28 protein-coding genes, 2 tRNA genes and 1 pseudogene are annotated in these 26,005 nt (G+C 63.7%); 19 read left to right on the top strand and 12 right to left on the bottom strand.

The window, feature by feature from the left end; all coding sequences use genetic code 11:
- Positions 1–133: 133 nt before the first annotated feature.
- The 5 genes from queE (at position 134) to nadA (ending at position 4,608) form a co-directional block, all read left to right on the top strand.
- A complete protein-coding gene (gene queE, locus VJS90_RS04695; protein ID WP_324119516.1) occupies positions 134–781 on the top strand; it encodes a 7-carboxy-7-deazaguanine synthase QueE in 648 nt (215 codons plus the stop codon).
- Between the two features lie 16 nt (positions 782–797).
- Positions 798–1,472 carry a 7-cyano-7-deazaguanine synthase QueC gene (gene queC, locus VJS90_RS04700; RefSeq protein WP_324119518.1) on the top strand — a complete coding sequence of 225 codons (675 nt, stop codon included), beginning with the start codon at positions 798–800 and terminating at the stop codon, positions 1,470–1,472.
- A 60-nt stretch (positions 1,473–1,532) separates the two neighbouring features.
- Positions 1,533–1,608: transfer RNA gene (locus VJS90_RS04705), tRNA-Lys, on the top strand.
- 187 nt (positions 1,609–1,795) lie between these two features.
- Positions 1,796–3,304 carry a YdgA family protein gene (locus VJS90_RS04710; RefSeq protein ID WP_324119520.1) on the top strand — a complete coding sequence of 503 codons (1,509 nt, stop codon included), beginning with the start codon at positions 1,796–1,798 and terminating at the stop codon, positions 3,302–3,304.
- Positions 3,305–3,549: 245 nt separating this feature from the next.
- The gene (gene nadA / locus VJS90_RS04715; protein ID WP_324119522.1) at positions 3,550–4,608 is read left to right on the top strand and encodes a quinolinate synthase NadA; all 1,059 of its coding nucleotides are present in this window, start codon (positions 3,550–3,552) and stop codon (positions 4,606–4,608) included.
- Positions 4,609–4,689: 81 nt separating this feature from the next.
- Here the strand turns inward: nadA and VJS90_RS04720 are convergent, their stop codons facing one another.
- The gene (locus VJS90_RS04720; protein WP_324119571.1) at positions 4,690–6,123 is read right to left on the bottom strand and encodes a M48 family metalloprotease; all 1,434 of its coding nucleotides are present in this window, start codon (positions 6,121–6,123) and stop codon (positions 4,690–4,692) included.
- 116 nt (positions 6,124–6,239) lie between these two features.
- On the opposite strand from VJS90_RS04720, the gene VJS90_RS04725 reads away from it, so the two are divergent.
- Positions 6,240–6,479 (top strand): sulfurtransferase TusA family protein, encoded by a 240-nt coding sequence (locus VJS90_RS04725; RefSeq protein WP_324119524.1) that lies wholly within the window; start codon positions 6,240–6,242, stop codon positions 6,477–6,479.
- A 23-nt stretch (positions 6,480–6,502) separates the two neighbouring features.
- Positions 6,503–7,573 (top strand): AI-2E family transporter, encoded by a 1,071-nt coding sequence (locus VJS90_RS04730; RefSeq protein WP_324119526.1) that lies wholly within the window; start codon positions 6,503–6,505, stop codon positions 7,571–7,573.
- 42 nt (positions 7,574–7,615) lie between these two features.
- On the opposite strand, the gene VJS90_RS04735 is transcribed toward VJS90_RS04730, so the two are convergent.
- Together VJS90_RS04735 and VJS90_RS04740 are read right to left on the bottom strand one after the other, a co-directional pair.
- Positions 7,616–8,089, bottom strand: a complete 474-nt coding sequence (locus VJS90_RS04735) for a peroxiredoxin (protein WP_324119528.1) — start codon at positions 8,087–8,089, stop codon at positions 7,616–7,618.
- A 10-nt stretch (positions 8,090–8,099) separates the two neighbouring features.
- Positions 8,100–8,660, bottom strand: coding sequence for a glycine cleavage system protein R (locus tag VJS90_RS04740; RefSeq protein ID WP_324119530.1), 561 nt, complete (start codon positions 8,658–8,660; stop codon positions 8,100–8,102).
- A gap of 259 nt (positions 8,661–8,919) precedes the next feature.
- Here VJS90_RS04740 and dapA point away from each other — a divergent pair, with 259 nt between their 5' ends.
- The 6 genes from dapA (at position 8,920) to mqo (ending at position 14,662) form a co-directional block, all read left to right on the top strand.
- Positions 8,920–9,798 (top strand): 4-hydroxy-tetrahydrodipicolinate synthase, encoded by an 879-nt coding sequence (gene dapA / locus VJS90_RS04745; RefSeq protein ID WP_324119532.1) that lies wholly within the window; start codon positions 8,920–8,922, stop codon positions 9,796–9,798.
- Positions 9,799–9,815: 17 nt separating this feature from the next.
- Positions 9,816–10,931: an outer membrane protein assembly factor BamC gene (bamC, locus tag VJS90_RS04750; RefSeq protein ID WP_324119534.1), complete on the top strand. Its 1,116-nt coding sequence runs from the start codon at positions 9,816–9,818 to the stop codon at positions 10,929–10,931.
- Complete coding sequence (locus tag VJS90_RS04755) at positions 10,932–11,690, top strand: MBL fold metallo-hydrolase (protein ID WP_324119536.1); 759 nt, start codon at positions 10,932–10,934, stop codon at positions 11,688–11,690.
- Positions 11,691–11,718: 28 nt separating this feature from the next.
- Positions 11,719–12,429 (top strand): phosphoribosylaminoimidazolesuccinocarboxamide synthase, encoded by a 711-nt coding sequence (gene purC, locus VJS90_RS04760; RefSeq protein ID WP_324119538.1) that lies wholly within the window; start codon positions 11,719–11,721, stop codon positions 12,427–12,429.
- Between the two features lie 93 nt (positions 12,430–12,522).
- Positions 12,523–12,612, top strand: a tRNA-Ser gene (locus tag VJS90_RS04765).
- Between the two features lie 412 nt (positions 12,613–13,024).
- Entirely contained in the window at positions 13,025–14,662 is a 1,638-nt protein-coding gene (gene mqo, locus VJS90_RS04770; protein WP_324119540.1) for a malate dehydrogenase (quinone), read from the top strand.
- Between the two features lie 56 nt (positions 14,663–14,718).
- On the opposite strand, the gene VJS90_RS04775 is transcribed toward mqo, so the two are convergent.
- The 4 genes from VJS90_RS04775 to VJS90_RS04790 form a co-directional block, all read right to left on the bottom strand.
- Complete coding sequence (locus VJS90_RS04775) at positions 14,719–15,615, bottom strand: LysR family transcriptional regulator (protein WP_324119573.1); 897 nt, start codon at positions 15,613–15,615, stop codon at positions 14,719–14,721.
- A gap of 87 nt (positions 15,616–15,702) precedes the next feature.
- A complete protein-coding gene (locus VJS90_RS04780) occupies positions 15,703–16,602 on the bottom strand; it encodes a bestrophin family protein (RefSeq protein ID WP_324119542.1) in 900 nt (299 codons plus the stop codon).
- A 22-nt stretch (positions 16,603–16,624) separates the two neighbouring features.
- On the bottom strand, positions 16,625–17,629 hold the full coding sequence (moaA, locus tag VJS90_RS04785; protein WP_324119545.1) for a GTP 3',8-cyclase MoaA: 1,005 nt from the start codon (positions 17,627–17,629) through the stop codon (positions 16,625–16,627).
- A gap of 105 nt (positions 17,630–17,734) precedes the next feature.
- Positions 17,735–18,193: an Lrp/AsnC family transcriptional regulator gene (locus tag VJS90_RS04790; protein ID WP_324119547.1), complete on the bottom strand. Its 459-nt coding sequence runs from the start codon at positions 18,191–18,193 to the stop codon at positions 17,735–17,737.
- A gap of 105 nt (positions 18,194–18,298) precedes the next feature.
- Between VJS90_RS04790 and VJS90_RS04795 the strand changes: the two genes are divergently transcribed.
- On the top strand, positions 18,299–19,474 hold the full coding sequence (locus VJS90_RS04795) for a trans-sulfuration enzyme family protein (RefSeq protein WP_324119575.1): 1,176 nt from the start codon (positions 18,299–18,301) through the stop codon (positions 19,472–19,474).
- Between the two features lie 196 nt (positions 19,475–19,670).
- Here VJS90_RS04795 and VJS90_RS04800 read toward each other — a convergent pair whose 3' ends face one another.
- Complete coding sequence (locus tag VJS90_RS04800; RefSeq protein WP_324119549.1) at positions 19,671–19,910, bottom strand: hypothetical protein; 240 nt, start codon at positions 19,908–19,910, stop codon at positions 19,671–19,673.
- Between the two features lie 153 nt (positions 19,911–20,063).
- On the opposite strand from VJS90_RS04800, the gene rnd reads away from it, so the two are divergent.
- The 3 genes from rnd to VJS90_RS04815 are packed head-to-tail and all read left to right on the top strand — an operon-like array spanning position 20,064 to position 22,422.
- Positions 20,064–21,194, top strand: a complete 1,131-nt coding sequence (gene rnd, locus VJS90_RS04805; RefSeq protein WP_324119551.1) for a ribonuclease D — start codon at positions 20,064–20,066, stop codon at positions 21,192–21,194.
- The gene (locus VJS90_RS04810) at positions 21,194–21,487 is read left to right on the top strand and encodes a YcgL domain-containing protein (RefSeq protein ID WP_324119553.1); all 294 of its coding nucleotides are present in this window, start codon (positions 21,194–21,196) and stop codon (positions 21,485–21,487) included. The genes rnd and VJS90_RS04810 overlap by 1 nt, the downstream gene beginning before the upstream one ends.
- Positions 21,488–21,489: 2 nt before the next feature.
- Complete coding sequence (locus tag VJS90_RS04815) at positions 21,490–22,422, top strand: D-2-hydroxyacid dehydrogenase (protein ID WP_324119555.1); 933 nt, start codon at positions 21,490–21,492, stop codon at positions 22,420–22,422.
- Between the two features lie 12 nt (positions 22,423–22,434).
- Here VJS90_RS04815 and VJS90_RS04820 read toward each other — a convergent pair whose 3' ends face one another.
- Positions 22,435–23,028, bottom strand: a complete 594-nt coding sequence (locus VJS90_RS04820; protein ID WP_324119557.1) for a nitroreductase family protein — start codon at positions 23,026–23,028, stop codon at positions 22,435–22,437.
- 150 nt (positions 23,029–23,178) lie between these two features.
- Here VJS90_RS04820 and VJS90_RS04825 point away from each other — a divergent pair, with 150 nt between their 5' ends.
- Positions 23,179–23,628, top strand: a complete 450-nt coding sequence (locus tag VJS90_RS04825) for a YcgN family cysteine cluster protein (RefSeq protein WP_324119559.1) — start codon at positions 23,179–23,181, stop codon at positions 23,626–23,628.
- 47 nt (positions 23,629–23,675) lie between these two features.
- The gene (locus tag VJS90_RS04830; protein ID WP_324119561.1) at positions 23,676–24,896 is read left to right on the top strand and encodes a hypothetical protein; all 1,221 of its coding nucleotides are present in this window, start codon (positions 23,676–23,678) and stop codon (positions 24,894–24,896) included.
- 3 nt (positions 24,897–24,899) lie between these two features.
- On the opposite strand, the gene VJS90_RS04835 is transcribed toward VJS90_RS04830, so the two are convergent.
- The 3 genes and pseudogenes from VJS90_RS04835 to VJS90_RS04845 all read right to left on the bottom strand — a co-directional run.
- A complete protein-coding gene (locus tag VJS90_RS04835; protein ID WP_324119563.1) occupies positions 24,900–25,262 on the bottom strand; it encodes a DUF2892 domain-containing protein in 363 nt (120 codons plus the stop codon).
- Between the two features lie 66 nt (positions 25,263–25,328).
- Positions 25,329–25,799 (bottom strand): RNA methyltransferase, encoded by a 471-nt coding sequence (locus VJS90_RS04840; protein WP_158460164.1) that lies wholly within the window; start codon positions 25,797–25,799, stop codon positions 25,329–25,331.
- Between the two features lie 47 nt (positions 25,800–25,846).
- A pseudogene (locus tag VJS90_RS04845) lies at positions 25,847–26,005 on the bottom strand (HNH nuclease family protein); the annotation flags it as partial.

Below are 26,005 nucleotides of genomic sequence, written 5' to 3' on the forward strand. Positions count from 1 at the left end.
CTTGGCGCGGGTTTTTTCGTTAGAATCTCTGCCCTTTTTGTTCACTACGCTGCTGCGGATAACGCAATGCCGGGTTCGCAGCGGTGCCTGACGGAGGCGGACAGCCTGTTCAGCTGTTACGCCCGTGGCGATTATGCAAGACACATTACGCATTACCGAAGTCTTTTACTCTTTGCAGGGTGAAACGCGAACGGCTGGTCTGCCGACCGTGTTCGTGCGCCTGACCGGCTGCCCCCTGCGCTGCCAATACTGTGACAGCGCCTATGCCTTCACCGGCGGCACCATCCGCACCCTTGACTCGATCCTTGAGCAGGTCGCGGGATTCAAGCCGCGCTATGTCTGCGTCACGGGCGGCGAGCCATTGGCCCAGCCCAATGCCTTGCCCTTGCTCGAAAGGCTCTGTGACGCCGGTTACGAGGTTTCCCTCGAGACCAGTGGCGCGCTGGACATCTCTCGCGTGGACACCCGCGTGAGCCGCGTGGTCGACCTCAAGACGCCAGGCTCGCAGGAGTCGCATCGCAATCTCTACGAGAACATCGAGCACCTGACACCCAACGACCAGGTCAAGTTTGTCATCTGCTCGCGCGAGGACTATGACTGGGCGGTGTCCAGGCTTATCCAGCATGGCCTGGAGCGGCGCGCTGGCGAAGTGCTGTTCTCACCCAGCCATCAGCAGGTGAGCGCTTCGCAGCTTGCCGACTGGATCGTTGCCGACAACCTGCCGGTGCGCTTCCAGTTGCAGCTGCACAAACTGCTGTGGAACGACGAACCCGGACGCTGACAGAAGAGACTTCCACATGACTGAGAAACGCGCGGTAATCCTGCTTTCCGGCGGCCTGGATTCGGCCACCGTGGTCGCCATGGCCCAGGCCGATGGCTACACCTGCTACACCATGAGCTTCGACTACGGCCAGCGCCATCGCGCCGAGCTCGAAGCGGCGGCACGTGTCGCCCGCGACCTGGGTGTGGTCGAGCACAAGGTCATCGGCCTGAACCTGAACGGCATCGGCGGTTCGGCCCTGACCGACAGCAGCATCGATGTACCCGAAACCCCAGGCGAAGGCATCCCCGTCACCTACGTGCCCGCGCGGAACACGGTTTTCCTCTCGCTGGCCCTCGGGTGGGCGGAGGTGCTCGAAGCCCATGACATCTTCATTGGGGTCAATGCGGTGGACTACTCAGGTTACCCGGACTGCCGCCCCGAGTTCGTCGAGGCCTTCGAGCGCCTGGCCAACCTGGCGACGAAAGCGGGTGTGGAAGGGCAAGGGTTCCGCATCCAGGCGCCTCTGCAAAACATGAGCAAGGCGCAGATTGTCCAGGCCGGCATTGCCCGTGGCGTGGATTACAGCCTGACGGTTTCCTGCTACCAGGCGGACGATCAGGGCCGGGCCTGCGGCAAATGCGACAGCTGCCGCCTGCGTGCCGAGGGCTTCAGCGCGGCCGGCGTTCAGGACCCGACACGCTATTTTTGAATTATTTTGCGATGGGGTGTTGATTTCCTGTTAGAAATCAGTATTATACGCGCCATCGACGGGTCGTTAGCTCAGTTGGTAGAGCAGTTGGCTTTTAACCAATTGGTCGTAGGTTCGAATCCTACACGACCCACCATACGCAGTAGAGAGAGCCCGCTTCCGGCAACGGAAGCGGGCTTTTTCGTTTCTCACATCTGGAAATGATGCACTTGGCTGTACACGGGTAACGTTGTGCCGGCTGCGCGGCCTGGGATGATAACCTTCGTATCCCAGCTCGCCATGCGGTCTGGCTTATCCCCTATGGACAGCAATCGGTCGGATTCATGAAGAAAACTACAGGTGTATTCTCCGTTCTGGTAATCGCCATCGCTGCGGTGACCACCGCTGGCGCCTGGTACACCGGCAAGCAGTTGCCCGCCGAGCTTGAACGCTCCCTTGCCGTGGCCAACAAGCAGCTCAAACACTCCCTGAGCGGAACGGGCGGCAGCGTCACTCTTGAACTGGTCTCGCTCGACCAGCACCTGTTCACCAGTACTGCCCACTACCGTGTCAAGGCGACGGATATCCAGGCTGGGGATGCGCCGCTGAACTTCGAGGTCGCCGTGGTCGACCATCTCGAGCATGGCCCGTTCCCGTGGTCGCGAGTGAAAGCGCTCAGGTTGCTGCCCGTCATGGCCGCCAGCAACGCCGAGCTGCAGAAGGACGATCGCACGGCGGCCTGGTTCGCCGCGGCAGGCGGGCAGTCGCCAGTGCAAGCGCAGGTCAGTCTGGGCTACGGTGGCAGCGTCGACAGCAGGATCAGCGTGTTGCCTTTGCAGATGGATGAGGGTAACGGCAACACGCTTGATTTCTCGGGGCTGCGGTTGCGGGTCGACAGTGATCGCGATGGCCAGCACTTCAAGCTCAGCGGTACGGCCGACACGCTGGACGCGACCCTGCTGGACCAAGACCAGCAGCCGATCCGCATGCACTTCAAGGGCTTCAGTCTTGCTGGCGTCCTGACCCGTTCCGGCGAGGCCATGGTCTATGCCGGGTCACTGGATGCCGCGCTGGCTGAAAGTCGCTTCGTCCCGGGTGCGGGGCAGGGTGACGATGATCCGGGCGTGGTGCTCAAGGGCCTGGAAGGGCATAGCGTGACCACCGCCAGCGGTGACAGGGTGGACGGCCGGGTGCTCTACAAGATTGCTGATATCAGCTTCGCAGGGCGGGCCGTGGGGGCGGGCGAGGCGGCCTTCTCCTTGAAGGGCTACGACGCCCTGGCGTTGCAGTCACTGGCCGAGTGGTACGCGACCAGGCTGCCTCAGGTACAGGCGGCGCAGGCCGCAGGCATACCGTTCCCGCCGATCGACATGACCGCGCAGGAGCGTGCCAAGGTCCATGCTGACCTTGCGCGGTTGCTCTCGGGCAAGCCGCGGATCGCCCTGGAAAACCTCTCGCTCAAGACCGCCCATGGCGAAAGCCGTTTCAGTCTGAGTGTCGACCTGGCAAACCCCGCCTCTTTCGACCTGCCGGCTGACCAGTTGGCCAGGCAGGTGATCAGTCAGGTACAGGGCAAACTGACGCTGTCCAAGCCGATGATAGGCGATCTGGCAACGCTGCAAGCACTGCTGCAAGGTCAGGACGATGCTCAGAGCATTGCCCGGCAAGCCGGCCAGGCGGGCGAGGTCGTGGGCCTGATGGCCGTGCAGAGCGGCTTGGCGACCGTGCAGGGCGATGATGTGGTGGCAAGCCTGCACTATGCCGACGGCATGGTCGATTTCAACGGCCGCAAGATGACGGTCGAGGCATTTGCCATGATGCTTGGCGGCCTGCTGCAGGGTGTGGAGGGGTGACGCGGCCGACCCCACCGCCACCCGGGCGGGCACCTTGCGCGCCCGGGCCTTGAGCTACAAAAAACGCTTTTGAATTCATGTGATTGGCTGTAGCCTTCGGCGTCCGATAATAATCCGAGCCCGCGGTAGGTCTGTGATGGCATGGCGAACGCCCGTTCGGCCCTTGTCGCGCGACCTGTAGCCGATCCGCCAGGGCCCGGTGATACACTCGACTGACGCGCGAAGCGCCTGCAGGTCCAGCGATCATGACCCAGATTTCCGAACGCCTATTGGTCCAAGCTCACCTTGATGCCAAGCAGCCCAACCCCCTGACGCCCGAGCAGGAGGCCGAGTACCGTGCGGCCATCGCTGCCGAGCTCAAGGCCCAGGACGCTGTCCTGGTTGCCCATTTCTACTGCGATCCGGTCATCCAGGCCTTGGCCGAGGAGACCGGCGGCTGCGTGTCCGACTCCCTCGAAATGGCCCGCTTTGGCAAGAACCACTCGGCCAGCACCGTGGTGGTGGCCGGGGTGCGCTTCATGGGTGAGACGGCGAAAATCCTGACCCCCGAAAAGCGCGTGCTGATGCCCACCCTCGAGGCCACCTGCTCGCTCGACCTGGGCTGCCCGGTGGACGAGTTCTCGGCGTTCTGCGACCAGCACCCGGAGCGCACCGTGGTGGTCTATGCCAACACCTCGGCGGCGGTCAAGGCGCGTGCCGACTGGGTGGTGACCTCCAGTTGCGCGCTAGAGATCGTCGAAACACTGATGGACAACGGCGAGACCATCATCTGGGGGCCGGACCAGCACCTGGGCCGCTATATCCAGAAGAAGACCGGCGCCGACATGCTGCTGTGGGACGGTGCCTGCATCGTCCACGAAGAGTTCAAGTCGCGCCAGCTGGCCGACATGAAGGCCCTGTATCCGGATGCCGCGATCCTCGTGCACCCCGAGTCGCCGGAGTCGGTGATCGACCTGGCCGATGCGGTCGGTTCGACCAGCCAGCTGATTGCCGCCGCGCAGACCCTGCCGAACAAGACGTTCATCGTCGCGACCGATCGCGGCATCTTCTACAAGATGCAGCAGCTGTGCCCGGACAAGGTGTTTGTCGAGGCGCCTACGGCCGGTAACGGCGCCGCGTGCCGCAGTTGCGCTCATTGCCCGTGGATGGCCATGAATACCCTGGAGCGCACCCTGGATTGCCTGCGCAAGGGCAGCAACGAGATCTTCGTTGAACCATCGCTGATTCCCAAGGCGATCAAGCCGCTCAAGCGCATGCTGGACTTCACCCAGGCGGCGCGGTTGAAACTGTCCGGAAATGCCTGAGCAGAGCAGGTCAGCGGGCGTTGAAGTGATCTTTCAGGCCGCTTCGCGCCCAACCGCCGCGAAGAGGCCCGCAAACCGGCATCAGCGCATCATCTCCTTGACCATCCGCTGCTGCTCCAGCATATCCCGCTGGCGGGCATCGATCCGCGAGGCCAGCTGGAAGTTGTTGCCCGCACGGCGCTTGGCGAAGTCCAGCTGCTGGATGGCCTGGTCGTAGTCGCCCACCAGGGCGAAATACTCGGCCCGCGCCTGGTGCAGGCCGATGGTATTGCCTGACAGACCACGTACTTCGGCCACCTCATACCACACGTCCGGATCGTCCGGTCGGCTCTTGAGCAGTGCGTCGAGCACCTTTTCGGATTCGGCCGGACGATTCTGCTTGAGCAGCAGGTCGGCGCGCACCTGCTGCAGCGGATAGCTGCTGGGGTACAGGCTGCGCAGCCGCTCGACCCGCTGCTGCGCATCGGCCAGGCGGTTGTTGGTGATGTCCAGATCGATCTGCGCCAGGTTGTACGTCAGGTCGTTGGGTGCCTTTTCCAGCAGCGGCTTGAGGTTTTCACGCGCCTCGTTCAGTTGTCCGCCCTTGATCTGGGCCAGCGCCAGGCCATAACGGGCAGCATCGAGCTTGGGGTTCTCGTCCAGCTGGGCGCGGAATCGCTTGGCGGCGAGCCCTGGCGTACCTTCGTAGGTCAGCGCGACGCGGGCGCGGATCAGCTGGTAGCGCAGGCTGTCCTCGACGCCGCCCTTGGGCGCCTGCTCGGCGCGGTTGCGGGTGTCGGCGACCCGCGACTCGGTGACCGGGTGGGTGAGCAGGAACTCCGGCGGCTTGGCGTCATAGCGATACTGGCGCATCAGGCGCTCGAACATGGTGGGCATGGTGCGTGGATCGAAGCCGGCCTTTTCCAGGTTCTGGATGCCGATGCGGTCGGCTTCCTGCTCGTTCTGCCGTGAAAAACGGCGCTGCTCCTGGATTGCCGCCGCCTGGGTGCCGGCGATCGCGGCAATGCCGGCGTCGCCGCCACCGGCGGCGGCCAGCACGATGCCCGCCAGCAGCGCGGCCATCATCGGCATCTGCATGCGTTGCTGGGCCTCGACACCACGGGCGAAGTGGCGTTGCGACAAGTGCGCCAGCTCGTGCGCCAGTACCGAGGCATATTCGCCTTCGGTCTGGGCATTGAGAAACAGCCCGCCATTGACCCCGACGATGCCGCCGGGCGCGGCAAAGGCATTGAGCTCGCGGCTGTCGATAAGGATGAACTCCAGGCGCCGGTCCTGCAGCTGGCTGGATTCGGCCAGGCGGTACACGCTGGTTTCGACGTAGTCCTTGAGCTGCGGGTCGTTGAGCTGGTTCACGTTGCCGCGCAGCAGGCTCAGCCAGGCGCGGCCGAGCTGATGCTCCTGTTGGGGCGAGACGATCGCCGAGCTGGCGTCGCCCAGTGACGGCAGGTCGTCGGCGTGGCCGGGAAGGGCCAGCAGGCAGGCCAGCGTCAACAGGGTAGGGCGCAACAGGTTCATCATGAAACTCGCGTCGTTCAAGGTGCCTTACTGTAGCCCGCTCACACGTTGGCGACCAGTGGCGGTATCCTGCTGGGCCTTTGCATCATCTCATTGCACCTGCCAGGAGATTCCAGATGAGTGACACCCTGACCTGCGCCGCCGAACTTGACGCCAGCGGGCTCAACTGCCCCTTGCCGCTGCTCAAGGCCAAGATGGCCCTCAATGGCCTGGGCAGCGGTGAGGTGCTCAAGGTCATCGCCACCGACGCCGGCTCCCAGCGCGACCTGCGCACCTTTGCGAGGCTGGCAGGTCATGCGCTGCTGCGCGAAACCGCCGAGGATGGCGTCTACACCTACTGGCTGCGCAAGGCCTGAGTCGTCTTTTTCAAGGATCGTCAATGTTCAAGGTTCTACGTGACTGGATGCAGCGCTACTTCTCCGATGAAGAGGCCGTTGTGCTCGCCGTCCTTTTGTTTCTCGCTTTTGCCGCCGTGCTTACTCTCGGTGGCATGCTCGCGCCGGTGCTGGCGGGCCTGGTCCTGGCATTTCTGATGCAAGGCCTGGTCAATGCCCTGGAGCGCCTGCGGGTGCCGAGCGGTGTGGCGGTGGGGGTGGTGTTCGCGCTGTTCATGGGGGCGCTCGCGGTATTCCTGCTGGTGCTGGTGCCGCTTCTCTGGCACCAGTTGATCACCCTGTTCAACGAATTGCCGGGCATGCTGGCCAAGTGGCAATCGCTGCTATTGCTGCTGCCGGAGCGCTACCCGCACCTGGTCTCGGACGAGCAGGTGCTGCAGGCGATCGAGGCGGTGCGTGGCGAGATCGGCAAGTTTGGCCAATGGGCACTGACTTTCTCGTTGTCGAGCCTGCCGTTGCTGGTCAACATCATGATCTACCTGGTGCTGGTGCCGATCCTGGTGTTCTTCTTTCTCAAGGACCGCGAGCTGATCGCCCGCTGGGTCAGCGGCTACCTGCCACGCGAGCGCCATCTGCTGACCCGCGTCGCGGAGGAAATGAACCGGCAGATCGCCAACTACATCCGCGGCAAGGGTATCGAGATCCTCATCTGTGGAATCGCCACCTACATCGCCTTCATCAGCCTGGACCTCAACTACGCGGCGCTGCTGGCGCTACTGGTCGGTCTGTCGGTGGTGGTGCCCTATGTGGGCGCGGTCGTGGTGACGGTCCCGGTAACGTTGATCGCGCTTTTCCAGTGGGGCTGGGGCGACCAGTTCATCTACCTGATGGCGGTGTACGCGATCATCCAGGCGCTCGATGGCAATGTGCTGGTACCGCTGCTGTTTTCCGAGGCGGTCAGCCTGCACCCGGTGGCGATCATCTGCGCGGTGCTGCTGTTCGGCGGGTTGTGGGGGTTCTGGGGGATCTTCTTCGCCATTCCGCTGGCGACCTTGTTCAAGGCGGTGCTCGATGCCTGGCCGCGCAAAGAGCCTGAGGTGGCGCCGCTGTTGTGAGGCAGGCCCGGGGCGGCGCGAGGCCGCTCCAGGGCATCAGGGTCAGGCGTTGTTCAGCGCCTGCGCCGCCGCCAGCACCGCATCAACATGCCCAGGCACCTTCACCCCGCGCCACTCCTGGCGCAGCACGCCGTGCTTGTCGATCAGGAAGGTGCTGCGGTCCACGCCCAGGTACTCCTTGCCATAGAGCTTCTTGAGCTTGATCACTTCGAACAGCTGGCAAAGCGCCTCTTCCTTGTCGCTGATCAGCTCGAAGGGAAAGCCCTGCTTGGCCTTGAAGTTCTCATGCGACTTGAGCCCGTCGCGCGACACGCCGATCACTTCGGTGTTGGCGGCCTGGAACGCCGGGTACTGGTCACGGAAACCCTGGCCCTGGGTGGTGCAGCCCGGGGTGCTGTCCTTGGGATAGAAGTACAGCACCACCTGGCGGCCGCTGAGGCCAGCCAGGCTGACGGCCTGGCCACTGGTGGCCTGGGCCTGGAAGTCGGCGACGGGTTGGTCGAGTGCTACGGCCATGAGGCTTTCCTTACATCGGGTTCTGTGGGCGCCAAGGTTCGATCAGGGCGTCCAGGTTCAAGGCGTCGGCGAAGTCCAGGAACTGGTCGCGCAGCCAGCTGATCTGGGTGCCGGCCGGCAGGGTCACGGTGAACGTGGCGTTGAGCATGCTGCTGCCGGTCTGCGGGGCTTCATAGGTGTCGCTGGTCAGGTTCTCCAGCTCGACGTGGTGGTCGAGGAAAAACTGGCACAGCTCGCTGATGATGTCCGGGCGATAGGCTGCGCTGACGTAGGCCACATAAGGCAAGGCCTGCGGGCGCACCTCGAGCTCGGCGCTGCGCACCACGTTGAGGGTGAAGGCGTGCTTCTTGCCCAGCGCAGGCAGGCCGGCCTCGAGGCGCGCCAGGGTGTCCCAGCTGCCGGCGACCTGCAGCACCAGGGCGCTGGTCTCGCCGTGGCGGGTCAGGCGCGAGGTCACCACCGCGCAGCGGTTGTCGTTGGCGGCGCGGCTGAGGACGTTGGCCAGCTCCATGGGGTTGGCGCCCAGGGCGCTGATGACAAGGAATTGTTCGCGTACGGTGGGGGTGGACATGCAGCATTCCTAAAGCGATGAGCGGTCGGTACAGGACGGGTGCAGATGCCTGTAAGGCGGGGCCCGTGGCTCGACATCGGGGCCGTGGGCGCGGGCAGCAAGCGTTGTCGGCGGCCCGGCGGGCCACGCTGTACCGATCAAAGGAGAGAGGGTAGCGAAATCTGGCGCCGAGGGGAATGCTCCACCCGCCTGCTTCGCTTGTGCAAGGTCGATGGCGCCAGTACCATTACCGCTCTCTTTTTCCGGCAGGAGCAGTTTCATGATTGCGGGCAGTATGGTGGCATTGGTCACACCCATGGATGCAGAAGGGCGTCTTGATTGGGATAGCCTCAGCAAACTCGTGGACTTCCACCTGGAGAACGGTACCCACGCAATCGTTGCCGTCGGCACCACCGGTGAATCGGCGACCCTGGATGTCGACGAGCACATCAAGGTCATCGAGTTCGTGGTCAAGCGCGTCAATGGCCGCATCCCGGTCATCGCCGGCACCGGCGCCAACTCCACCCGTGAAGCCGTGGAACTGACCCGCAATGCCAAGACGGCCGGCGCCGATGCCTGCCTGCTGGTCGTCCCGTACTACAACAAGCCGACCCAGGAAGGCCTGTACCAGCACTTCAAGCACATCGCCGAAGCCGTCGACATCCCGCAGATCCTCTACAACGTCCCCGGCCGCACCTCCTGCGACATGCAGGCCGAGACCGTGATCCGCCTGTCGAGCGTGCCGAACATCATCGGCATCAAGGAAGCCACCGGCGACCTGCAGCGCGCCAAAGCCATCATCGACGGCGTCGGCGATGACTTCATCGTGATGTCCGGCGACGACCCGACCGCGGTCGAACTGATCCTGCTGGGCGGCAAGGGCAACATCTCCGTTACCGCCAACGTCGCCCCGCGCGAGATGGCCGACATGTGCGAGGCCGCCCTTGCGGGCGATGCCGAGAAGGCCCGCGCAATCAACGAAAAACTGATGCCGCTGCACAAGAACCTGTTCGTCGAAGCCAACCCGATCCCGGTGAAATGGGCGATGGTTGAGATGGGCCTGATGCATGAAGGCATTCGCCTGCCACTGACCTGGCTGAGCGCATCCTGTCACGAAACGGTACGCCAGGCCCTGCGCCAGTGCGGCCTGAATGTTTGATTGAGGACGTACACCGCATGAAGCGACTGGCTGGTCTTTCCGCCCTTGCCCTGATTATTTCCAGCACCAGCGGCTGTGGTTGGCTGTGGGGCGACGAGGGTTATTTCCGTGACCGTGGCAGCGACTACCTGACGGCGAACCAGACTGCGCCGATGCAGCTGCCGCCCGATGCTTCCAGCGTCAAGCGTCTCGATCCGCTGTTGCCGATCCCGCGTAACGTCGCCGACGACAACGTCAGCGGCGAGTACGAAGTGCCGCGCCCGCAACCGCTGTCGGCCACCGCCGATGTCAGCGATTTCAGCCTGCAGCGCAGTGGCAGCAGCCGCTGGGTGCTGGCCCAGCGCGCGCCGGCCGAAGTCTGGCCGATCGCGCGGCAGTTCTTCGAGGACAATGGCTTCCGCATTGCCGAGGAACGTCCGCAGACGGGTGAATTCAACACCACCTGGCAGCGTTTCGACGAGCTGTCGGCCTCGATGGGCCAGCGCCTGGGCAGCGCCGCGAGCAGCGGCGACAGCGAAGTCCGTGTGCGTGTGCGCATGGAGCCGGGCGTGCAGCGCAACACCAGCGAAATCTACATCGTCAGCGTCGAGCGCCCGGCGGGCAGCACGGCCGAGCCTGGCTTCCCGTCGAGCTCCAGCAACACCGGCGTCGATGCCTTGCTGGTCGATGAAATGCTGGCCAGCATGACCCGCAGCGCCGAGAAGGGCGGTTCGGTGTCGCTGCTGGCCGCGCGTGACTTCGATGCGCCAAGCCAGGTCAGCCTGAGCGAGGATGGCAGCGGCAACCCCGTGCTGTTCCTGGGGGCCGACCTGGACCGTGCCTGGTCGAGCGTGGGCCGCGCCCTGGAGCAGGGCGAGTGGCGTGTCGAGGACATCAACCGCAGCCTCGGCCTGTACTACATCAACCTCTCCGAGAAGCCTGAAGACAAGCAGCAACAGCCTGGCTTCTTCAGCCGCCTGTTCGGCAGCGAGCCGACCCAGGAAGAACGCGAAGCCCGCGCCGAGCGCTATCAGGTGCGTCTTGCCAAGGTGGGCGACAGCGTCCAGGTCACCGTCGAGAAGAACATCAACACCGTGGCTCCGGCCGATGTCGCCCGCCGCGTGCTGAGCGTCATTCAGGACAACCTGGGTTAAGTGCGCTTCGCGGTACTTGGAAGCGGCAGCCAGGGAAACGGCACGCTGATCGCCAGTGGTGATACCTACATTCTGGTCGATTGCGGCTTTTCCCTGCGCGAGACCGAGCGGCGCCTGGCGCTGCTCGGCGTGACCGCGGCGCAGCTCAGCGCGGTAGTGGTGACCCATGAACATGCCGACCACGTGCACGGGGTCGGTCTGTTGTCGCGGCGCTACAATGTACCGGTCTACCTCAGCCAGGGCACGTTGCGCGGCATGCGCAAGCCAGTCGAGGCGGCGGGCTTTCTCGCCTGTCGGGGCAGCCTGCAGGTCGGCGGGCTCGAGATCAGCGCCTCGCGCGTCGAGCACGATGCCCTCGAGCCGCTGCAGTATGTGGTCAGCGATGGCCGCCGCCGGTTCGGCATGCTGACCGACCTGGGTTCCTATGACATGCACCTGCTGGAGCGCTATCAGGACCTGGATGCATTGCTGATCGAGGCCAACCATTGCCGTGACCTGCTGGCACGCGGGCATTACCCGTATTTTCTCAAGCAGCGGGTCGGCGGCAGCCAGGGACATCTGAACAATCACCAGGCCGCGAGCCTGGTGTCCGAGCTGGGCTGGAAAAACCTGCAACACCTGGTGCTGGCCCACCTCAGCAGCAAGAACAACCTGCCACAGCTGGCGCGTCAGTGCTTTGTCGACACCTTGGGGTGCGACCCGGACTGGCTCCAGGTGGCCAATCAGGACCATGGGCTCGACTGGCGTGAAATCGCCTAGCCCAACTACTCAGCAAGCGGAGCCCATCATGGAAAAACGCGAAGAACTCTACCGTGGCAAAGCCAAGTCGGTGTACAAGACCGATGACGCCGACCGCCTGATCCTGCTGTTCCGCAACGACACCTCGGCGTTCGACGGCAAGCGTATCGAGCAGCTCGACCGCAAGGGCATGGTGAACAACAAGTTCAATGCCTTCATCATGCAGAAGCTTGAAGAAGCCGGCATCCCGACCCAGTTCGACGCACTGCTGGGCGACAACGAATGCCTGGTCAAGAAACTCGACATGATCCCGGTCGAATGCGTGGTGCGCAACTATGCCGCCGGCAGCCTGGTCAAGCGCCTGGGCGTCGAGGAAGGCATCAAGCTCGAGCCGTCGACTTTCGAACTGTTCCTGAAGAACGACGAGAAGGGCGATCCCTTCATCAACGAATCCCACGTCGTGGCGTTCGGCTGGGGTACCGCCGATCAACTGGCGGTCATGAAGACCTTGTCGCTGAAGGTCAACGAAGTGCTGACCAAGCTGTTCGACGACGCCGGCCTGCTGCTGGTCGACTTCAAGCTCGAATTCGGTGTGTTCCACGGCCAGATCGTGCTGGGCGACGAGTTCAGCCCGGACGGCTGCCGCCTGTGGGACAAGCAGACCCGCGAGAAGATGGACAAGGACCGCTTCCGCCAGGGTCTGGGCAACGTCATCGAAGCCTATGAAGAAGTTGCAAAACGCCTGGGTGTGCCGCTGTAAGGCGGTGCATCCGCGCAAGCGCCTGATACCACGCGAATTTTTTTGAAAGAAAGGTTTGCGTTCAAAGAAACTGCTGGTATCATGCGCGCCACTGGAGAGATGCCGGAGTGGCCGAACGGGACGGATTCGAAATCCGTTGTACTGGCGACAGTACCTAGGGTTCAAATCCCTATCTCTCCGCCATATGCGTAGTGCACAAGGCCCCTGGAAACCTGACCGTTTTCAGGGGCCTTGTCGTTTCACTCCCCAGAGCCAGCCCCACCGTTTGTCCGCGGCCCCCTGAGACAAACTGTCATATTGACGCGTTCACTTTGTTTGTAGTGGCGTTTCAGTTACAATCGATAAAACGTTTCAGCCTTAGCCGGTCCTTCGGGCCCGCGCAGAACGGCGTCCGATGTTTCTAAAGCTGCTCAATCCCTCCAAAAAAAAGCGAGCACTGAAGGGCATGAACGTTGAGGGCGGTATCACCGGCCTCGAAACCAGCCTCCTTCGTCTTTCACATCGCCAACCTGTCGTCATCCCAACCGAGATGGCTGGCCCCGGCCGCTGTGATGAAGAGTAGCGGGCGACAAATGTCTATCGAGTGGATTGATCAATGTTCAAGAAAACGAGCAAGGCCTTGCTGGCGTTGGCTGTAGCGGCAGGTGTCCTGCAAGCGCACGCCGAAGAAACCCGTAAAGTGGACGTGCTGCTGGTCGGCGGCGGTATCATGAGTTCGACCCTGGGCGTCTGGCTGCACGAGCTGGAGCCGAGCTGGTCGATGGAAATGGTCGAGCGCCTGGACGGCGTCGCTGAAGAAAGCTCCAACGGATGGAACAACGCAGGTACTGGTCACTCCGCGCTGGCCGAGCTGAACTACACCCCTGAAGACAAAGACGGCAACGTCAACATCTCCAAGGCCATCGAGATCAACGAAGCCTTCCAGATCTCCCGCCAGTTCTGGTCGTGGCAGGTCCGTAACGGCGTGCTGAAGAACCCGCACTCGTTCATCAACACCACGCCGCACATGAGCTTCGTCTGGGGCGATGACAACATCGAGTTCCTCAAGAAGCGCTATGCCGCGCTGCAGGCGAGCCCGCTGTTCCAGCCAATGCAGTTCTCCGAGGACCACGCGCAGATCGCCAAGTGGGTCCCGCTGATGATGGAAGGGCGTGATCCCAAGCAGAAGCTGGCGGTCACCTGGACGCCGATCGGCACCGACGTCAACTTCGGCGAGATCACCCGCCAGTTCGTTGGCCACCTCAAGACCCAGCCTCAGTTCTCGCTCAAGCTGTCGAGCGAAGTGCAGGATATTTCCCGCAACAAGGATGGCTCGTGGCACGTTGAGTACAAGAACCTCAAGACAGGCGACACCACCGCCACCGATGCCAAGTTCCTGTTCATTGGTGCTGGCGGCGGCGCGCTGAAGCTGCTGCAAGAATCGGGTATTCCGGAAGCCAAGGAATACGCAGGCTTCCCGGTGGGTGGCTCGTTCCTGGTGACCGAGAACCCGACCGTGGCCATGCAGCACATGGCCAAGGCCTACGGCATCGCCTCGACCGGCGCGCCGCCCATGTCCGTACCGCACCTGGATACCCGCGTGCTGGACGGCAAGCGCGTCATTCTGTTTGGCCCATTCGCGACCTTCTCGCCGAAGTTCCTGAAGAACGGTTCGTACCTGGACCTGCTGGCGAGCACCACCATGCACAACGTATGGCCGATGACCCGCGTGGGTATCGACCAGTATCCGTTGGTCGAGTACCTCGCTGACCAGCTGATGCTGTCCGACGACGATCGCTTCAAGGCCCTGCAGGAATACTTCCCGAACGCCAAGAAGGAAGACTGGCGCCTGTGGCAGGCCGGCCAGCGTGTGCAGATCATCAAGCGTGACGAAGAGAAGGGCGGCGTGCTGAAGCTGGGCACCGAGATCGTTGCTTCCCAGGACCGCACCATCGCTGGCCTGCTGGGTGCATCGCCAGGTGCCTCGACTGCCGCGCCGATCATGCTGAACGTGCTGGAAACGGTCTTCAAGGACAAGGTTGCGACCCCAGAGTGGCAAGCCAAGATCCGCCAGATCGTGCCAAGCTACGGCACCAAGCTGAACGACTCGCCTGCCGCCGTGCAGAAAGAGTGGAACTACACCGCTGAAGTGCTGCAGCTGGAGAAGCCGCCGGTCATCGACCAGAGCGTTGGCACCACCACCGAGGCAACCGCGCCCGTCGAAAGCAACCCTGCGAACGACATGGCGTTGTAAGCGTCACTAAAAAAGCCACGAGGCAGCCAGCAGGCGGCCTCGTGGCTTTTTTGCATTCAGGCTTGCGGTATCTGGGCGAACAACGCCCGTGCCTCGGTGAAGCATTGCTCGGCGATCCCGGAGCGCGGTTCGCTGCGGCGCAGCAGCAGCCCGATCGGGCTGTGAATACTGGCCTCCTCGATGGGCACGATCCGCAGGTGCTCGCTCAAGTCTTCCATTCCACAGTCCAGCGGCATCACCGCGCAGCAGATGCCGGCACTGATCGCCTGCACCAGCTGGAAGCTCGAATCACTTTCCAGCACGGCGTTCGGGTCCAGTCCGCGGGTGCGCAGGCTCAGGTCAAGCGACTGGCGATAATGCATGCCCTTGCTCAACAGCCCCAGCGGCAATCCGGCCAAGGCCTGCCACGGCAGTGAGCTGGCTTCGAAGCGGAAGTGCCGGGTGTCGTGCAGCAGGCCCATGGTCGTGGTACCCAGCTCGATGACATCGAAGACGCTGGCGTCGACCTGGTCCAGGTAACAGATGCCCAGATCCAGCTGGTTGCGGCTCAGGCCGTCGATGATCTGCTCGGAGCTGAGTGACGACAACTGAAAGTGCAGCTCGGGGTATTTTTCCCGCAGGGGCGCGAGCAGGTGCATGGGGTTGAAGCTCGACAGCGGCACGGTGCCCAGGCGCAGGCTGCCGACAACCTGCCCCCGGCAACTGGCGGCTTCGGCCTGCAGGCCGTCGTGGGCTGCCAGCAAGGTGCGGGCCCAGGCCAGGATGCGCTCACCGGCCTCGGTGAAACCCTCGAAACGCTGTCCGCGCTTGACCAGCACCAGGTTCAGTTCCTCTTCCAGGTTGCGCAGGCGCATCGACAAGGTCGGCTGGGTGATGTGGCACAACACGGCCGCCTGGCCAAAATGCCGGGTCTGGTCCAGGGCAATGAGAAACTTGAGCTGCTTGATGTCCATGGTGCGGCCTAAGGCGGGAATCGGGAAACGAACTCCCATGACCTTACCCAACTCCGCGGCGGCGATCCAACTTTACAGAAAACGCTTTCAACTCAGCACGTAGTCCACCGGTACCAGCGCGGCCGGCAGTTCGGCATGTCCCAGCGCCGCCAGCACATCGCGCTCGACCGTGCGCACCAGGGCATCGGTGGGCAGGTCGTTTTCATCGCGGCCGAAGGGGTCCTCCAGCTCGTTGCCGATGGCGTCCAGCCCGAAGAAGGTGTAGCTGACGATAGTAGTGAACAAGGGCGCCAGCCAGCCCAGCGGCTCGGCGAGGGCGAAGGGCAGCAGCAGGCAGAAGATGTAGATGGTGCGGTGCAGCAGCAGGGTGTAGGGGAAGGGCAGGGGCGTGCCCTTGATGCGCTCGCAGGTTGCCTGGACCTCGGACAGCCCGCTGAGATGCTGCGCCAGGAGGCCGTAGCGCCAGTCACTGATCTGGCCGGTCTCGGCCAGCCGTGAGCACTGCGCCCCGATGTGCTGGAGGATGCCGTCACACAGGTTGTGTCCGCTGAGCTTTTCGGACGCCGACAGCCACGCCCGCGCAGCAAGGTGTTCATCCTCGTTGCGCAGCTTCGCGTTGAGCGCATGGGCGAAGCCGCACAGGCCGCGCAGCAGCTCGGCCCGGAGCGCGGCGTCCTTGATGATGACGCTCTCGCGCACCAGCGAGCGGGTCTCGATGATCAGCTTGCCCCAGGCCTTGCGGCCTTCCCACCAACGGTCGTAGCAGGCGTTGTTGCGAAAGCTCATGAAGATCGACAGCGACAGGCCCAGCAAGGTGAAGGGCGTGGCGCTGACCGGATAGAAAAATGCGGGGAAGTGGCGCTCGGCTAGCACGATCAAGGCGGCCAGCAACGTGACCATCAGGCAGCGCAAGGCGATTCGCTTGACGATCGATCCCTTGAGGGTGAACAGCACGCGCAGTACGTCGGGGCGGGGGTGAACGATCATCAGTTCGCGGATTCCCTGCGGTTCAACCGCCGGTCATGTTCATGAAGCGCAAGATCTGCACCTCGCCGCCCACTTCGAAATGGTGCTGCCAAGGCTTTAGCCCCACGGCGTGGCGGATGGCCTTTTCCAGGCGCACGGCATCGCCGGGGTGGGCACGCAGCACCTGCTTGAGGTCCAGCGAATGCTCGTTGCCCAGGCACAGCAGCAGGCGTCCTTCGACGGTCAGCCGTACCCGGTTGCAGGTGGCGCAGAAGTTGTGGCTATGTGGCGAAATGAACCCGACGCGGGTGTGCGGCGCCTCGGCCAGGCGCCAGTAGCGTGCCGGCCCTTGGGACGACTCGGCGGAATCGATCAGGGTGAAGTGTTCGGCGAGACGGGCACGGACCTCGTCGCTGGAGCAATAGGACTCGCCGCGCTCATGTTCGCTGATCACGCCCAGGGGCATTTCCTCGATGAAAGAAATATCGAGCTCGCGATCGATGGCAAAGCGCACCAGGTCGACGATCTCGTCATCGTTGCGGCCCTTGAGCACCACGCAGTTGAGCTTGGTCCGGCGGAAGCCCGCCTGGCGCGCGGCATCGATGCCTGCGATCACCTTGGCCAGGTCACCCGTGCGGGTCAGCGCCCTGAAACGCTGCGCATCCAGGCTGTCGAGGCTGATGTTGAGGCGCGACACGCCAGCATCGAACAACGGCTGGGCCAGGTGTCCAAGCTGCGAGCCGTTGCTGGTCAGGCACAGTTCACGCAGGCCCGGCAGCGCGGCGATGCGCTGGCACAGCTCGACGATCCCCTTGCGCACCAGTGGCTCGCCGCCGGTGAGGCGAATCTTGCGCGTGCCCAGGGCGACAAAGCGCTCGGCGACCTGGTACAGCTCTTCAAGGCTGAGGATCTGCTGGCGGGGCAGGAACTGCATGTCTTCGGCCATGCAGTAGACGCAGCGGAAGTCGCAGCGATCCGTGACCGACATCCGGAGGTAGTCGATCTTGCGGTTGAAGCTGTCGATCAGTGCGCCGCTGTCATCGTTCACTTGAGGGTCTCGTGGGCTGCCTTGGCAGTGACATTCAATTGAAGCTATCGCTTGCGCCCGCGGCCGTCAAATAGCTTTGCTCGACCAGCTGATTGGCAGGGTCTATCACCGGCTTACCGGGTACGCCGTGGTGTACTTGATCTGCTCCATGGCAAAGCTCGAGGTGATGTTCGAGAGACCGTCGGTGCTGGTGATGAGTTTCTTGTAGAAGCGGTCGTAGGCCCCGATATCACTGACCACCACACGGATCATGTAGTCCCAGTCGCCGGACATGCGGTAGAACTCCATCACCTCCTCGAAGCCGGTCACGGTCCTGGCAAACTGCTCGAGCCAGGCGCTGTCATGGCGCTGGGTCTTGAGCTGGACGAAGACCGACAGGCCGAGTCCAAGGCGTTGCGGGTCGAGCAGCGCAACACGGCCGCGGATAAAGCCTTCATCCTCCAGGCGCTTGACCCGCTTCCAGCAGGGCGTGGTGGTCAGGTTGACCGCTTCGGCCAGGTCCTTCAGGGAAATCGAGGCGTCGCGCTGGAGCAGGGTAAGGATGTGCTGGTCGAAACTGTCCATGTTGCTCGCGTGCCGATGAGGAGAAAAGGTTTCTCCAGACTAGCCATGTCGTGGAAACAATGGAACCTGCGGATATGCCATAGTTGGCGGTACCCAACCGTATCCCTGGTCCTGAGCATGTCCGACAAGCCGCGTCATTTCGCAACCCGTACCCTCCACGCTGGCGACCAGTTCTCGGTTGCCGACAACGCGATCTTTCCTGCGATCGTCACTGCCAGCACGTTCATCAAGCGCAGCCTCGACGAGGACACGGAGTACGCCTACAGCCGGGTTGGCAACCCGACCCGGCACGCGTACGAAACCTGTGTCGCCGCCCTTGAACAGGGGGCCGGCGCCGTCGCCTGCGCCTCGGGCGTGGGTGCGACGGCGACGGTGCTGGAGCTGCTGCCCAAGGACTCCCACGTGGTGGTGATGAACGGCGTCTATGGCGGCACCTTCCGCCTGCTTGAGGACTACCGCAGCCAGACCTCGGGCCTGACCACCACCTACGTCGACCTCAACGACCTGGAGGCGGTGGCCGCCGCGATACGCCCCGATACCCGCCTGATCTGGATCGAGACCCCGACCAATCCGCTCCTGCACCTGGTCGACATCAAGGCGCTGTGCGAGCTGGCGCGGGCACGCGGCATTCTCACCTGCGTCGACAACACCTTCTGCTCGCCCTGGAACCAGCAGCCGATCAACCTGGGCGTGGACCTGGTGATGCACTCGGCGAGCAAATACATCGGCGGGCATTCGGACCTGATCGGTGGGGTGGTCGTGGCGGCCAATGCCGAACTGCTGACACGCCTGCGCAAGATCAGCATGGCCGTCGGCGCGATCCAGGGGCCTTTCGACTGCTACCTGGCGCTGCGTGGCCTCAAGACCCTCGACGTGCGGATGGAGCGCCAGTGCGCCAACGCCCTGCGCATCGCCCGTTTTCTCGAAGGGCATCCGCAGGTCGAGCAGGTCTGGTACCCGGAGCTGGACAGCCATCCGCAGCAGGCCCTGTGCAAGGCGCAGATGCGCACCGGTGGGGCGGTGGTGACGATGAAAATCAAGGGTGACCGCCAGGCTGCCAGCCGGCTGGTCGAGGCGCTGTCGATCTTCGTCCTGGCCGATTCGCTGGGCGGGGTGGAGAGCATGATCAACCACTCCTGGAGCATGTCGCACAACTCGCTCAGCCCCGAGCAGAAAGGGCGGATCGGCGTGTGTGAAAGCCTGCTGCGGTTGTCGGTGGGAATCGAGGATCACCGCGACCTGATCGCGGATCTGGATAACGCGCTGCGGTTGAGCGCCTGACTGGACATATGGCCTGGGGCTGCCCCAACCCAGCCCCTGACTCCGGGGCTGGGACTGGATCTGAATCTGACTCTGGATCAGGGAACTGTGGGAGCGGCCTTGTGCCGCGATCGAGGGCGAAGCCCTCGCCGGGGCGCAGAATCACAAGATCGTGCAATGCTGGCAGGGAACAAACACAGTTGCTCCCTCATGAATGTCAGGTGCTGGTCGGATAATCCACATGCTTGACGATTTTCTCCTTCAAACAGGCCCGCTCCTTGCGCAGGGTGTTCAGCGATTCGTCGCTGATGCCATTTTTCTCGGCAACGACAACTTCCTTGTCCTTGGCGAGGTAGTCCTTGTGCAGCTGGCCCAGTTCCGTGTCGCTCTTCTTGAGCGCCTCGAACTTCTCTTCATCCAGCTTAAGGTCCGCGAGCAGATCGTGCGTGACTGGCATTGCTTCACCTCTGTCAGGGTTGTGAAAAGGTCCTGATCTTTGAGGATAGTCCTCTTTGCGGAGTTCCGAGCAATGCCAGGACCCTTGACGTGTGGTTTCCCGAGCATGGCCCGCGCCGTATATACTGCGCGCCATTGTTTGTGGGAGAGCCTCGTGGCCATCGAAATACACTGGATCCGTGACGACCACAGCCTGGCCGAGCACTGCCAGCGCTGGCGTGAACTGCCCTTCGTGGCAGTCGATACCGAATTCATGCGGGTCGACACCTTCTACCCCAAGGCTGGCCTGATCCAGGTTGGCGACGGCGTCAGTGCCTTTCTGATCGACCCGCTGCTGATCAGCGACTGGCAGCCGCTGGGCGAGCTGCTCGACGACATGGGCGTGATCAAGGTGCTGCACGCCTGCAGTGAAGACCTCGAAGTGCTGTCGCGCCTGACCGGCAAGCTGCCCCAGCCGCTGTTCGACACGCAGCTGGCCGCCGGGTATCTCAACCTGGGCTTTTCGATGGGTTATTCGCGCCTGGTCCAGGAAGTGTTGCATCTCGAGCTGCCCAAGGGCGAGACCCGCTCCGACTGGCTGCAGCGCCCGCTCTCGGAAACCCAGGTCAGCTACGCCGCCGAGGATGCCGTGCACCTGGCCGAACTGTATGCCAGCCTGCGCCCGCGCCTGTCGGACGACAAGAACGCCTGGGTGCTCGAGGACGGTGCCGAGCTGGTTGCCCAGTTGCGCCGGGAAATCGACCCCTACGGCTTGTACCGTGACGTGAAGCTGGCCTGGAAACTGTCACGGCCCCAGTTGGCGGTGTTGCGCGAGCTGTGTGCCTGGCGCGAACGCGAAGCCCGTGCCCGCGACCTGCCGCGCAACCGGGTACTGCGCGAGCATGCCCTGTGGCCGATGGCCAAGAGCCAGCCTGACAACCTCTCCGCGCTGGCCAGGATCGACGACATGCACCCGCGCACCATCCGCCAGGATGGCGAGTTCCTGCTCGGCTTGATCAGGCAGGCCGCCAGCCTGCCCGCCGAACAGTGCCCGCCGCTGCTTCCGGAGCCGCTGCCAGTCGAAGCGTCCGGGATCCTCAAGCAGCTGCGTGCCATCGGCCTGGCCGAGGGCGAGCGCCTGGACATCGCGCCAGAGCTGATGCTGCGCAAGAAAACCCTGGAAACGCTGCTCAAGAGCGGTTACCCCGCGGGTCCCTATCAATTGCCCGATTCGTTGCGTGGCTGGCGCCGCGAGCGGATGGGGCAGGCGCTGCTCGATAGCCTGGCAGGCGCCGGAGAATCCTGATGAAACGAATCTGCTCGATCTATAAAAGCCCACGCAAGAACGAGATGTACCTCTACGTGCTCAAGGCCGATGGCCTGGAGCGCGTGCCCGAGGCCCTGTTGCCATTCTTTGGCACCCCGCTGCATGCCTTCGACCTGGTGCTGTCCCCCGAGCGCAAGCTGGCCCGCGAGGACATCGTCAAGGTCCTGGAAAACCTCGAAAACCAGGGCTATCACCTGCAGATGCCGCCTGTGGAAGACGAGTACATCGAGCACCTGCCAGAAGAGTTGCTGCGCCGAAACGACCCCGTTTGAGCATGCGCATCCTGATCGCGGAACAGGACCATGCCGTTTACGCTCGCCTGTTGCACCAGGCGGCGCCGGATCTCGAGGTCCTGACCAGCGGAAATTCGGCCGAGCTTGCCCGCCATGCTTCGCACTGCACGGTCTGGCTGGGCGAGCCGGACCTGATTGCCACGCTGCTGCGCCAGGGCCATGTGCCCGACTGGGCGCAGTCGACGTGGGCCGGCATCCCGCCGCTGCTGGCCGAAGGTTTGCCGCGCAACTACCGCCTCAGCCGGGCGGTGGGCATCTTCGGCCAGGTGATGGCCGAGTACATGCTGACCTACATGCTCGGACATGAGCGCGACGTGCTGGCGCGGCTGGTCAGCCAGGTCGAGCGCAGGTGGGATGGGCGGCCGGGCAACAGCCTGGAGGGACGGCGGGTGCTGATTGTCGGTACCGGTGACATCGGCCAGCGGGTGGCCGAGTTTCTCGTGCCCTTTGGCGTGACGCTCCACGGCATCGCCAGCGAGGCACGCCAGCAAGCTCCGTTTGTCGAGGTTGCCGGGCTGGACCAGTTGCCGCGCCTGGTGGGCGAGGCCGACTACGTGCTCAACCTGCTGCCCGACACCCTGGCTACCCACGACCTGTACGACGCCGCGCTGTTCGCGCGCTTCCGGCCGACAGCGCTGTTCATCAATGCCGGACGCGGTGTCGCGGTGGTCGACGCAGACCTGGTCGAAGCCTTGAAGCAAGGCCATCTTGCCGGCGCGGTCATCGATGTCTGCCGACAGGAGCCACTGCCGCTGCGCCATCCTTTCTGGACCGCATGGGGCTTGTTGCTCACTGGCCACAGCTCGGCGCCCACCTCGCCCGCGGCCATGGTGCGCCTGTTCGTCGAGAACATACGGGCGTATCAGGCGGGGCAGGGCGTGCGCGGCGAGGTGGACTTCCAGCGCGGCTATTGAACCTGGCGTGGATCAGAGGGTGAAGTCACCCTCGGCCGCCAGCTCGCTCAGCGGCCGGCGCGGGCTTGGCACTTCGCGGGCCTGCAAGCCCTCGGCCAGGCTGGCCTTGTCGCCCAGCTTGCCGATCGCGATCATCGCATGCAGCTCGTAACCCTCGGGAATCTTCAGCTCCTGGCGCGCCAGCGCCTGGTCGAAGCCTGCCATGCCATGGGTGTGCCAGCCGCTCAGGCTGGCCTGCAGCGCCAGATGGCCCCAAGCCGAACCGGTGTCGAAGGTATGCCACAAGGCAGGCGATTCCTCGCTGGCGCCTGGGGCGGTGAAGGTGGTCTTGGAAATGATCAGCACCAGTGCCGACGCTTGCTGCGCCCAGCTGCGGTTGAACGGGTTCAGAAGGCTCAGGTAACGCTCCCAGCTGGCCGTGTCGCGGCGCGCGTACAGAAAGCGCCATGGCTGGGAGTTGTACGCCGAGGGTGCCCAGCGAGCAGCTTCCAGGAAGCTCAGCAGGGTCTCCTGGCTGATTGGCTCGGCGCTGAAGGCCCGTGGCGACCAACGATTGATGAACTGTTCGTGAATGGCGTATTCGGCAACGCGTGACGGTGCGCTCATGACTGCTCCTGCAGGGATGAAGGGAAGAATCGCGCCCCACGCTACTGTGTCCGCTCAGCACTGACAAGCGGTCTGGCATTGACCGCAGACACGCCCTAGACTGGCGCCGCCACGCCTTGGCGTAACCGATTCGTACAGGACCACCGCTTGATGATTGCAGATCCCGCGCCCTTCTGGCGGCGCAAGACCCTCGAACAACTCGATCCGCAGGAATGGGAGTCGCTGTGCGATGGCTGTGGATTGTGCTGCCTGCAGAAGCTCGAGGACGAGGACGACAACAGCGTCTACTACACGAGCATTGCCTGCAAATTGCTCGACCTCACGACGTGCCAGTGCAGCGACTATCCCGGGCGCTTCAGGCAGGTTCCCGATTGCATCCAGCTCACCCCAGGCAAGGCCGACCAGTTCCGATGGCTGCCGAGCACATGCGGCTATCGCCTGGTGAGCGAGGGGCAGGACTTGCCGAGTTGGCATCATCTGGTCAGCGGTGACCGGCAGCAGGTGCATGAGCAGCGGATTTCCCGGTCCGGGCGCATGCTCAGCGAGAATGCCGTGGCCGAGGACGACTGGGAAGACCATCTGATATTCCGCGCCAGTTGAGTCGCCCGTGCTTGCCGTCGCAGGCAACAGGGCCGAGGAGTTTGAGTATGCGTGCGCATCGCCACCTGGCGCTGGCCCTGGTCGTGCTGGTCAGCTCGCCCGCCTGGGCGAAAAAGGTCGACCTGGATTATCACGTGCGGCTGCTGCCCGACAGTGGCCAGGCGCTCGTGCGCCTGACCCTGGCCGACGGCGCCGTGGTGCGTAGCCTGGATTTCGACCTGGGCAACGCCAGCGCCTACAGCGACTTCGAGTCTGAAGGCCAATGGCTGATTCAGGAGCAGGGCCAGCGAGGGCTGTGGCGGCCAGGAGCAGGCAAGGCGAGCCTGAGTTATCGCGTGCGGCTCGACCAGCGCCAGCGCGGCGGTGCGTACGAAACCCGTATTACCCCGCAATGGGCACTGTTTCGCGGTGACCAGCTGGTGCCCCCGGCGCGGCTTGACCAGCAGGATGGGACCGAGCTGGTGTCGCGCCTCACCTTCGAGCTGCCCGCCGGCTGGAAGAGCATCGAAACCCCGTGGCCGCGCATCGGCAAGCAGCGTTTTCGCATCGACAACGTTTCACGCCTGTTCGACCGTCCGACCGGCTGGATGCTCGCCGGCAACAGCGGCAGCCGCCGGGCACGCCTGGGCGATACCGAAGTCACCGTGGCCGCGCCTCGGGGGCAGGGCATGCACCGCATGGACACACTGACCTTGCTGACATTCATCTGGCCGCAGCTGCAGGCGGTGTTCCCGCGCAATCCTGCCAAACTGCTGCTGGTCGGGGCGCGCGACGAGATGTGGCGCGGCGCGCGCAGCGCCCATCACTCGATCTACCTGCACAGCAGCCAGCCGCTGATCAGCGAGAACGGCAACAGCCCGCTGCTGCGCGAGCTGGTGCGCCAGTTCGCCCAGGTGGACGACCATGATGACAGCGACTGGCTTGGTGAAAGCCTGGCCGACTACTACGCCACGGTTGTGCTCTATCGCTCGGGGGGCATGAGCGAGGACCGCTACCGCACCTTGCAGGCACGGTTGCATAAGCAAGGCGCCAAGGTCACCAGCCTGCGCGGCGCGCAGGCCAGCGCGCAGCAGGTGGCCCGTGGTGTGCTGCTGTTGCAGGCCCTGGACCGTGAGATCCGCCTGCATAATCAGGAAAAGCGCTCGCTTGACGACGTCACCCGCGCCCTGATGCGCCTGCGGAGCGTCAGCACCGGCGATTTCGTCCAGATCAGCGAAAACGTCCTGGGTCGGCGCTCCGAGGTACTGGACAGCACGCTGCTGCGCTAGGGCTTAGAGCTTCGGGGTCTTCAGCGAGGTATCGCCGGTGACCGTGGCGGTCCGCGTCGCGGCATCGGCGCTGGCCTTGAGCAGTGCAAGGTCGGCCGCGCCACGCTCGACATCATCGCGAAGGCTGTCCAGTTCGCTGCGGTGGCGTTGCAGCCAGGCCTTGGTCGCGCATTGGCCGCGCACACCGCGCACCAGCGCCAGGCCGCCGACCACCGCTTGCAAAATGCCCACCACGCCGCCCCGGCGCACGCCCTTGGCGAGCATCAGCGCGCCCCCGGCAAGGGAGCCCGCACGTTCCAGGCCATGCACATTGTGTTCGCTCGCGGGCGTCGAATGATTCGAAACGAGGGTCGGTTTCTCAAACATGATGATTCTCCGGTAAGGGCGATGGTTATCAGCAGACTTGCGCCCCGGCCGAAGTGTTCATTCGACTTACTTGAACTTTGGCCCGGAGCGCGTGTTCAAGCCCTTGGCCAGGCGATCGTAGAGCACCACGTTGACCGTGGCGGCAAGGTTCATGCAGCCCTGGGTCGGGATATAGATGGTTTCCTCGCACCAGGCGCGAACGCTGGCGTCGAGCGAGCCGTCCTCGGGGCCGAAGATGTAGATGGCGCGGTCCGGATGAGTGTATTCGGGCAGCGGGCGGGCGCCGTCGACCAGCTCGACGGCCACCGGGGTGCAGCCCAGGGGGATGATGCGCTGCAGGTCGTCGATCCCGATCAGAGGGATATCGTAGTGCACCCGTTTGGTGTCGGTGACAAAGTCGCGGGCGCGCTCATAGCGCTTGCCGGTGTAGAACACCGAGTTGACGCCATAGCAGCCCGCGGCGCGCATCACCGAACCTACGTTCTCGGCTGACTTGGGATTGAACAGACCAATGCAGCTATAGCGTTTGTTCGCCACGTTCGATGCGCCTTCGCAAAAAAGAGCGCGATTATACGCTATTGCGCTCAATCCTTTTTCAGCAGCCCCGCGAGCCCTGCGAAGGGGTTGTGGGTCGCCTTGGCGATGCTGGGCGTGCTCAGCGAACCCTCGCTGAAGTACTGCTGGTCGGTATAGCGCGAGTGCTCATTGTCGTGGCAGTACAGGCACAGAAGCTCCCAGTTGGA

It is taken from the genome of Pseudomonas sp. (assembly GCF_035277045.1).
Taxonomy (GTDB): Bacteria; Pseudomonadota; Gammaproteobacteria; order Pseudomonadales; family Pseudomonadaceae; genus Aquipseudomonas.

What these genes read in the sequence shown, in the direction of transcription:
- VJS90_RS04790 (WP_324119547.1), bottom strand. Translation starts at nt 18,193, where the DNA reads ATGGACAGTTTCGACCAGCACATCCTTACCCTGCTCCAGCGCGACGCC.
- VJS90_RS04810 (WP_324119553.1), top strand. Translation starts at nt 21,194, where the DNA reads ATGAAACGAATCTGCTCGATCTATAAAAGCCCACGCAAGAACGAGATG.
- bamC (WP_324119534.1), top strand. Translation starts at nt 9,816, where the DNA reads ATGAAGCGACTGGCTGGTCTTTCCGCCCTTGCCCTGATTATTTCCAGC.
- queE (WP_324119516.1), top strand. Translation starts at nt 134, where the DNA reads ATGCAAGACACATTACGCATTACCGAAGTCTTTTACTCTTTGCAGGGT.
- VJS90_RS04815 (WP_324119555.1), top strand. Translation starts at nt 21,490, where the DNA reads ATGCGCATCCTGATCGCGGAACAGGACCATGCCGTTTACGCTCGCCTG.
- mqo (WP_324119540.1), top strand. Translation starts at nt 13,025, where the DNA reads ATGTTCAAGAAAACGAGCAAGGCCTTGCTGGCGTTGGCTGTAGCGGCA.
- queC (WP_324119518.1), top strand. Translation starts at nt 798, where the DNA reads ATGACTGAGAAACGCGCGGTAATCCTGCTTTCCGGCGGCCTGGATTCG.
- purC (WP_324119538.1), top strand. Translation starts at nt 11,719, where the DNA reads ATGGAAAAACGCGAAGAACTCTACCGTGGCAAAGCCAAGTCGGTGTAC.
- VJS90_RS04780 (WP_324119542.1), bottom strand. Translation starts at nt 16,602, where the DNA reads ATGATCGTTCACCCCCGCCCCGACGTACTGCGCGTGCTGTTCACCCTC.
- VJS90_RS04835 (WP_324119563.1), bottom strand. Translation starts at nt 25,262, where the DNA reads ATGTTTGAGAAACCGACCCTCGTTTCGAATCATTCGACGCCCGCGAGC.
- VJS90_RS04730 (WP_324119526.1), top strand. Translation starts at nt 6,503, where the DNA reads ATGTTCAAGGTTCTACGTGACTGGATGCAGCGCTACTTCTCCGATGAA.
- VJS90_RS04825 (WP_324119559.1), top strand. Translation starts at nt 23,179, where the DNA reads ATGATTGCAGATCCCGCGCCCTTCTGGCGGCGCAAGACCCTCGAACAA.
- VJS90_RS04820 (WP_324119557.1), bottom strand. Translation starts at nt 23,028, where the DNA reads ATGAGCGCACCGTCACGCGTTGCCGAATACGCCATTCACGAACAGTTC.
- VJS90_RS04720 (WP_324119571.1), bottom strand. Translation starts at nt 6,123, where the DNA reads ATGAACCTGTTGCGCCCTACCCTGTTGACGCTGGCCTGCCTGCTGGCC.
- VJS90_RS04725 (WP_324119524.1), top strand. Translation starts at nt 6,240, where the DNA reads ATGAGTGACACCCTGACCTGCGCCGCCGAACTTGACGCCAGCGGGCTC.
- VJS90_RS04800 (WP_324119549.1), bottom strand. Translation starts at nt 19,910, where the DNA reads ATGCCAGTCACGCACGATCTGCTCGCGGACCTTAAGCTGGATGAAGAG.
- VJS90_RS04775 (WP_324119573.1), bottom strand. Translation starts at nt 15,615, where the DNA reads ATGGACATCAAGCAGCTCAAGTTTCTCATTGCCCTGGACCAGACCCGG.
- VJS90_RS04710 (WP_324119520.1), top strand. Translation starts at nt 1,796, where the DNA reads ATGAAGAAAACTACAGGTGTATTCTCCGTTCTGGTAATCGCCATCGCT.
- VJS90_RS04740 (WP_324119530.1), bottom strand. Translation starts at nt 8,660, where the DNA reads ATGTCCACCCCCACCGTACGCGAACAATTCCTTGTCATCAGCGCCCTG.
- VJS90_RS04830 (WP_324119561.1), top strand. Translation starts at nt 23,676, where the DNA reads ATGCGTGCGCATCGCCACCTGGCGCTGGCCCTGGTCGTGCTGGTCAGC.
- VJS90_RS04735 (WP_324119528.1), bottom strand. Translation starts at nt 8,089, where the DNA reads ATGGCCGTAGCACTCGACCAACCCGTCGCCGACTTCCAGGCCCAGGCC.
- dapA (WP_324119532.1), top strand. Translation starts at nt 8,920, where the DNA reads ATGATTGCGGGCAGTATGGTGGCATTGGTCACACCCATGGATGCAGAA.
- nadA (WP_324119522.1), top strand. Translation starts at nt 3,550, where the DNA reads ATGACCCAGATTTCCGAACGCCTATTGGTCCAAGCTCACCTTGATGCC.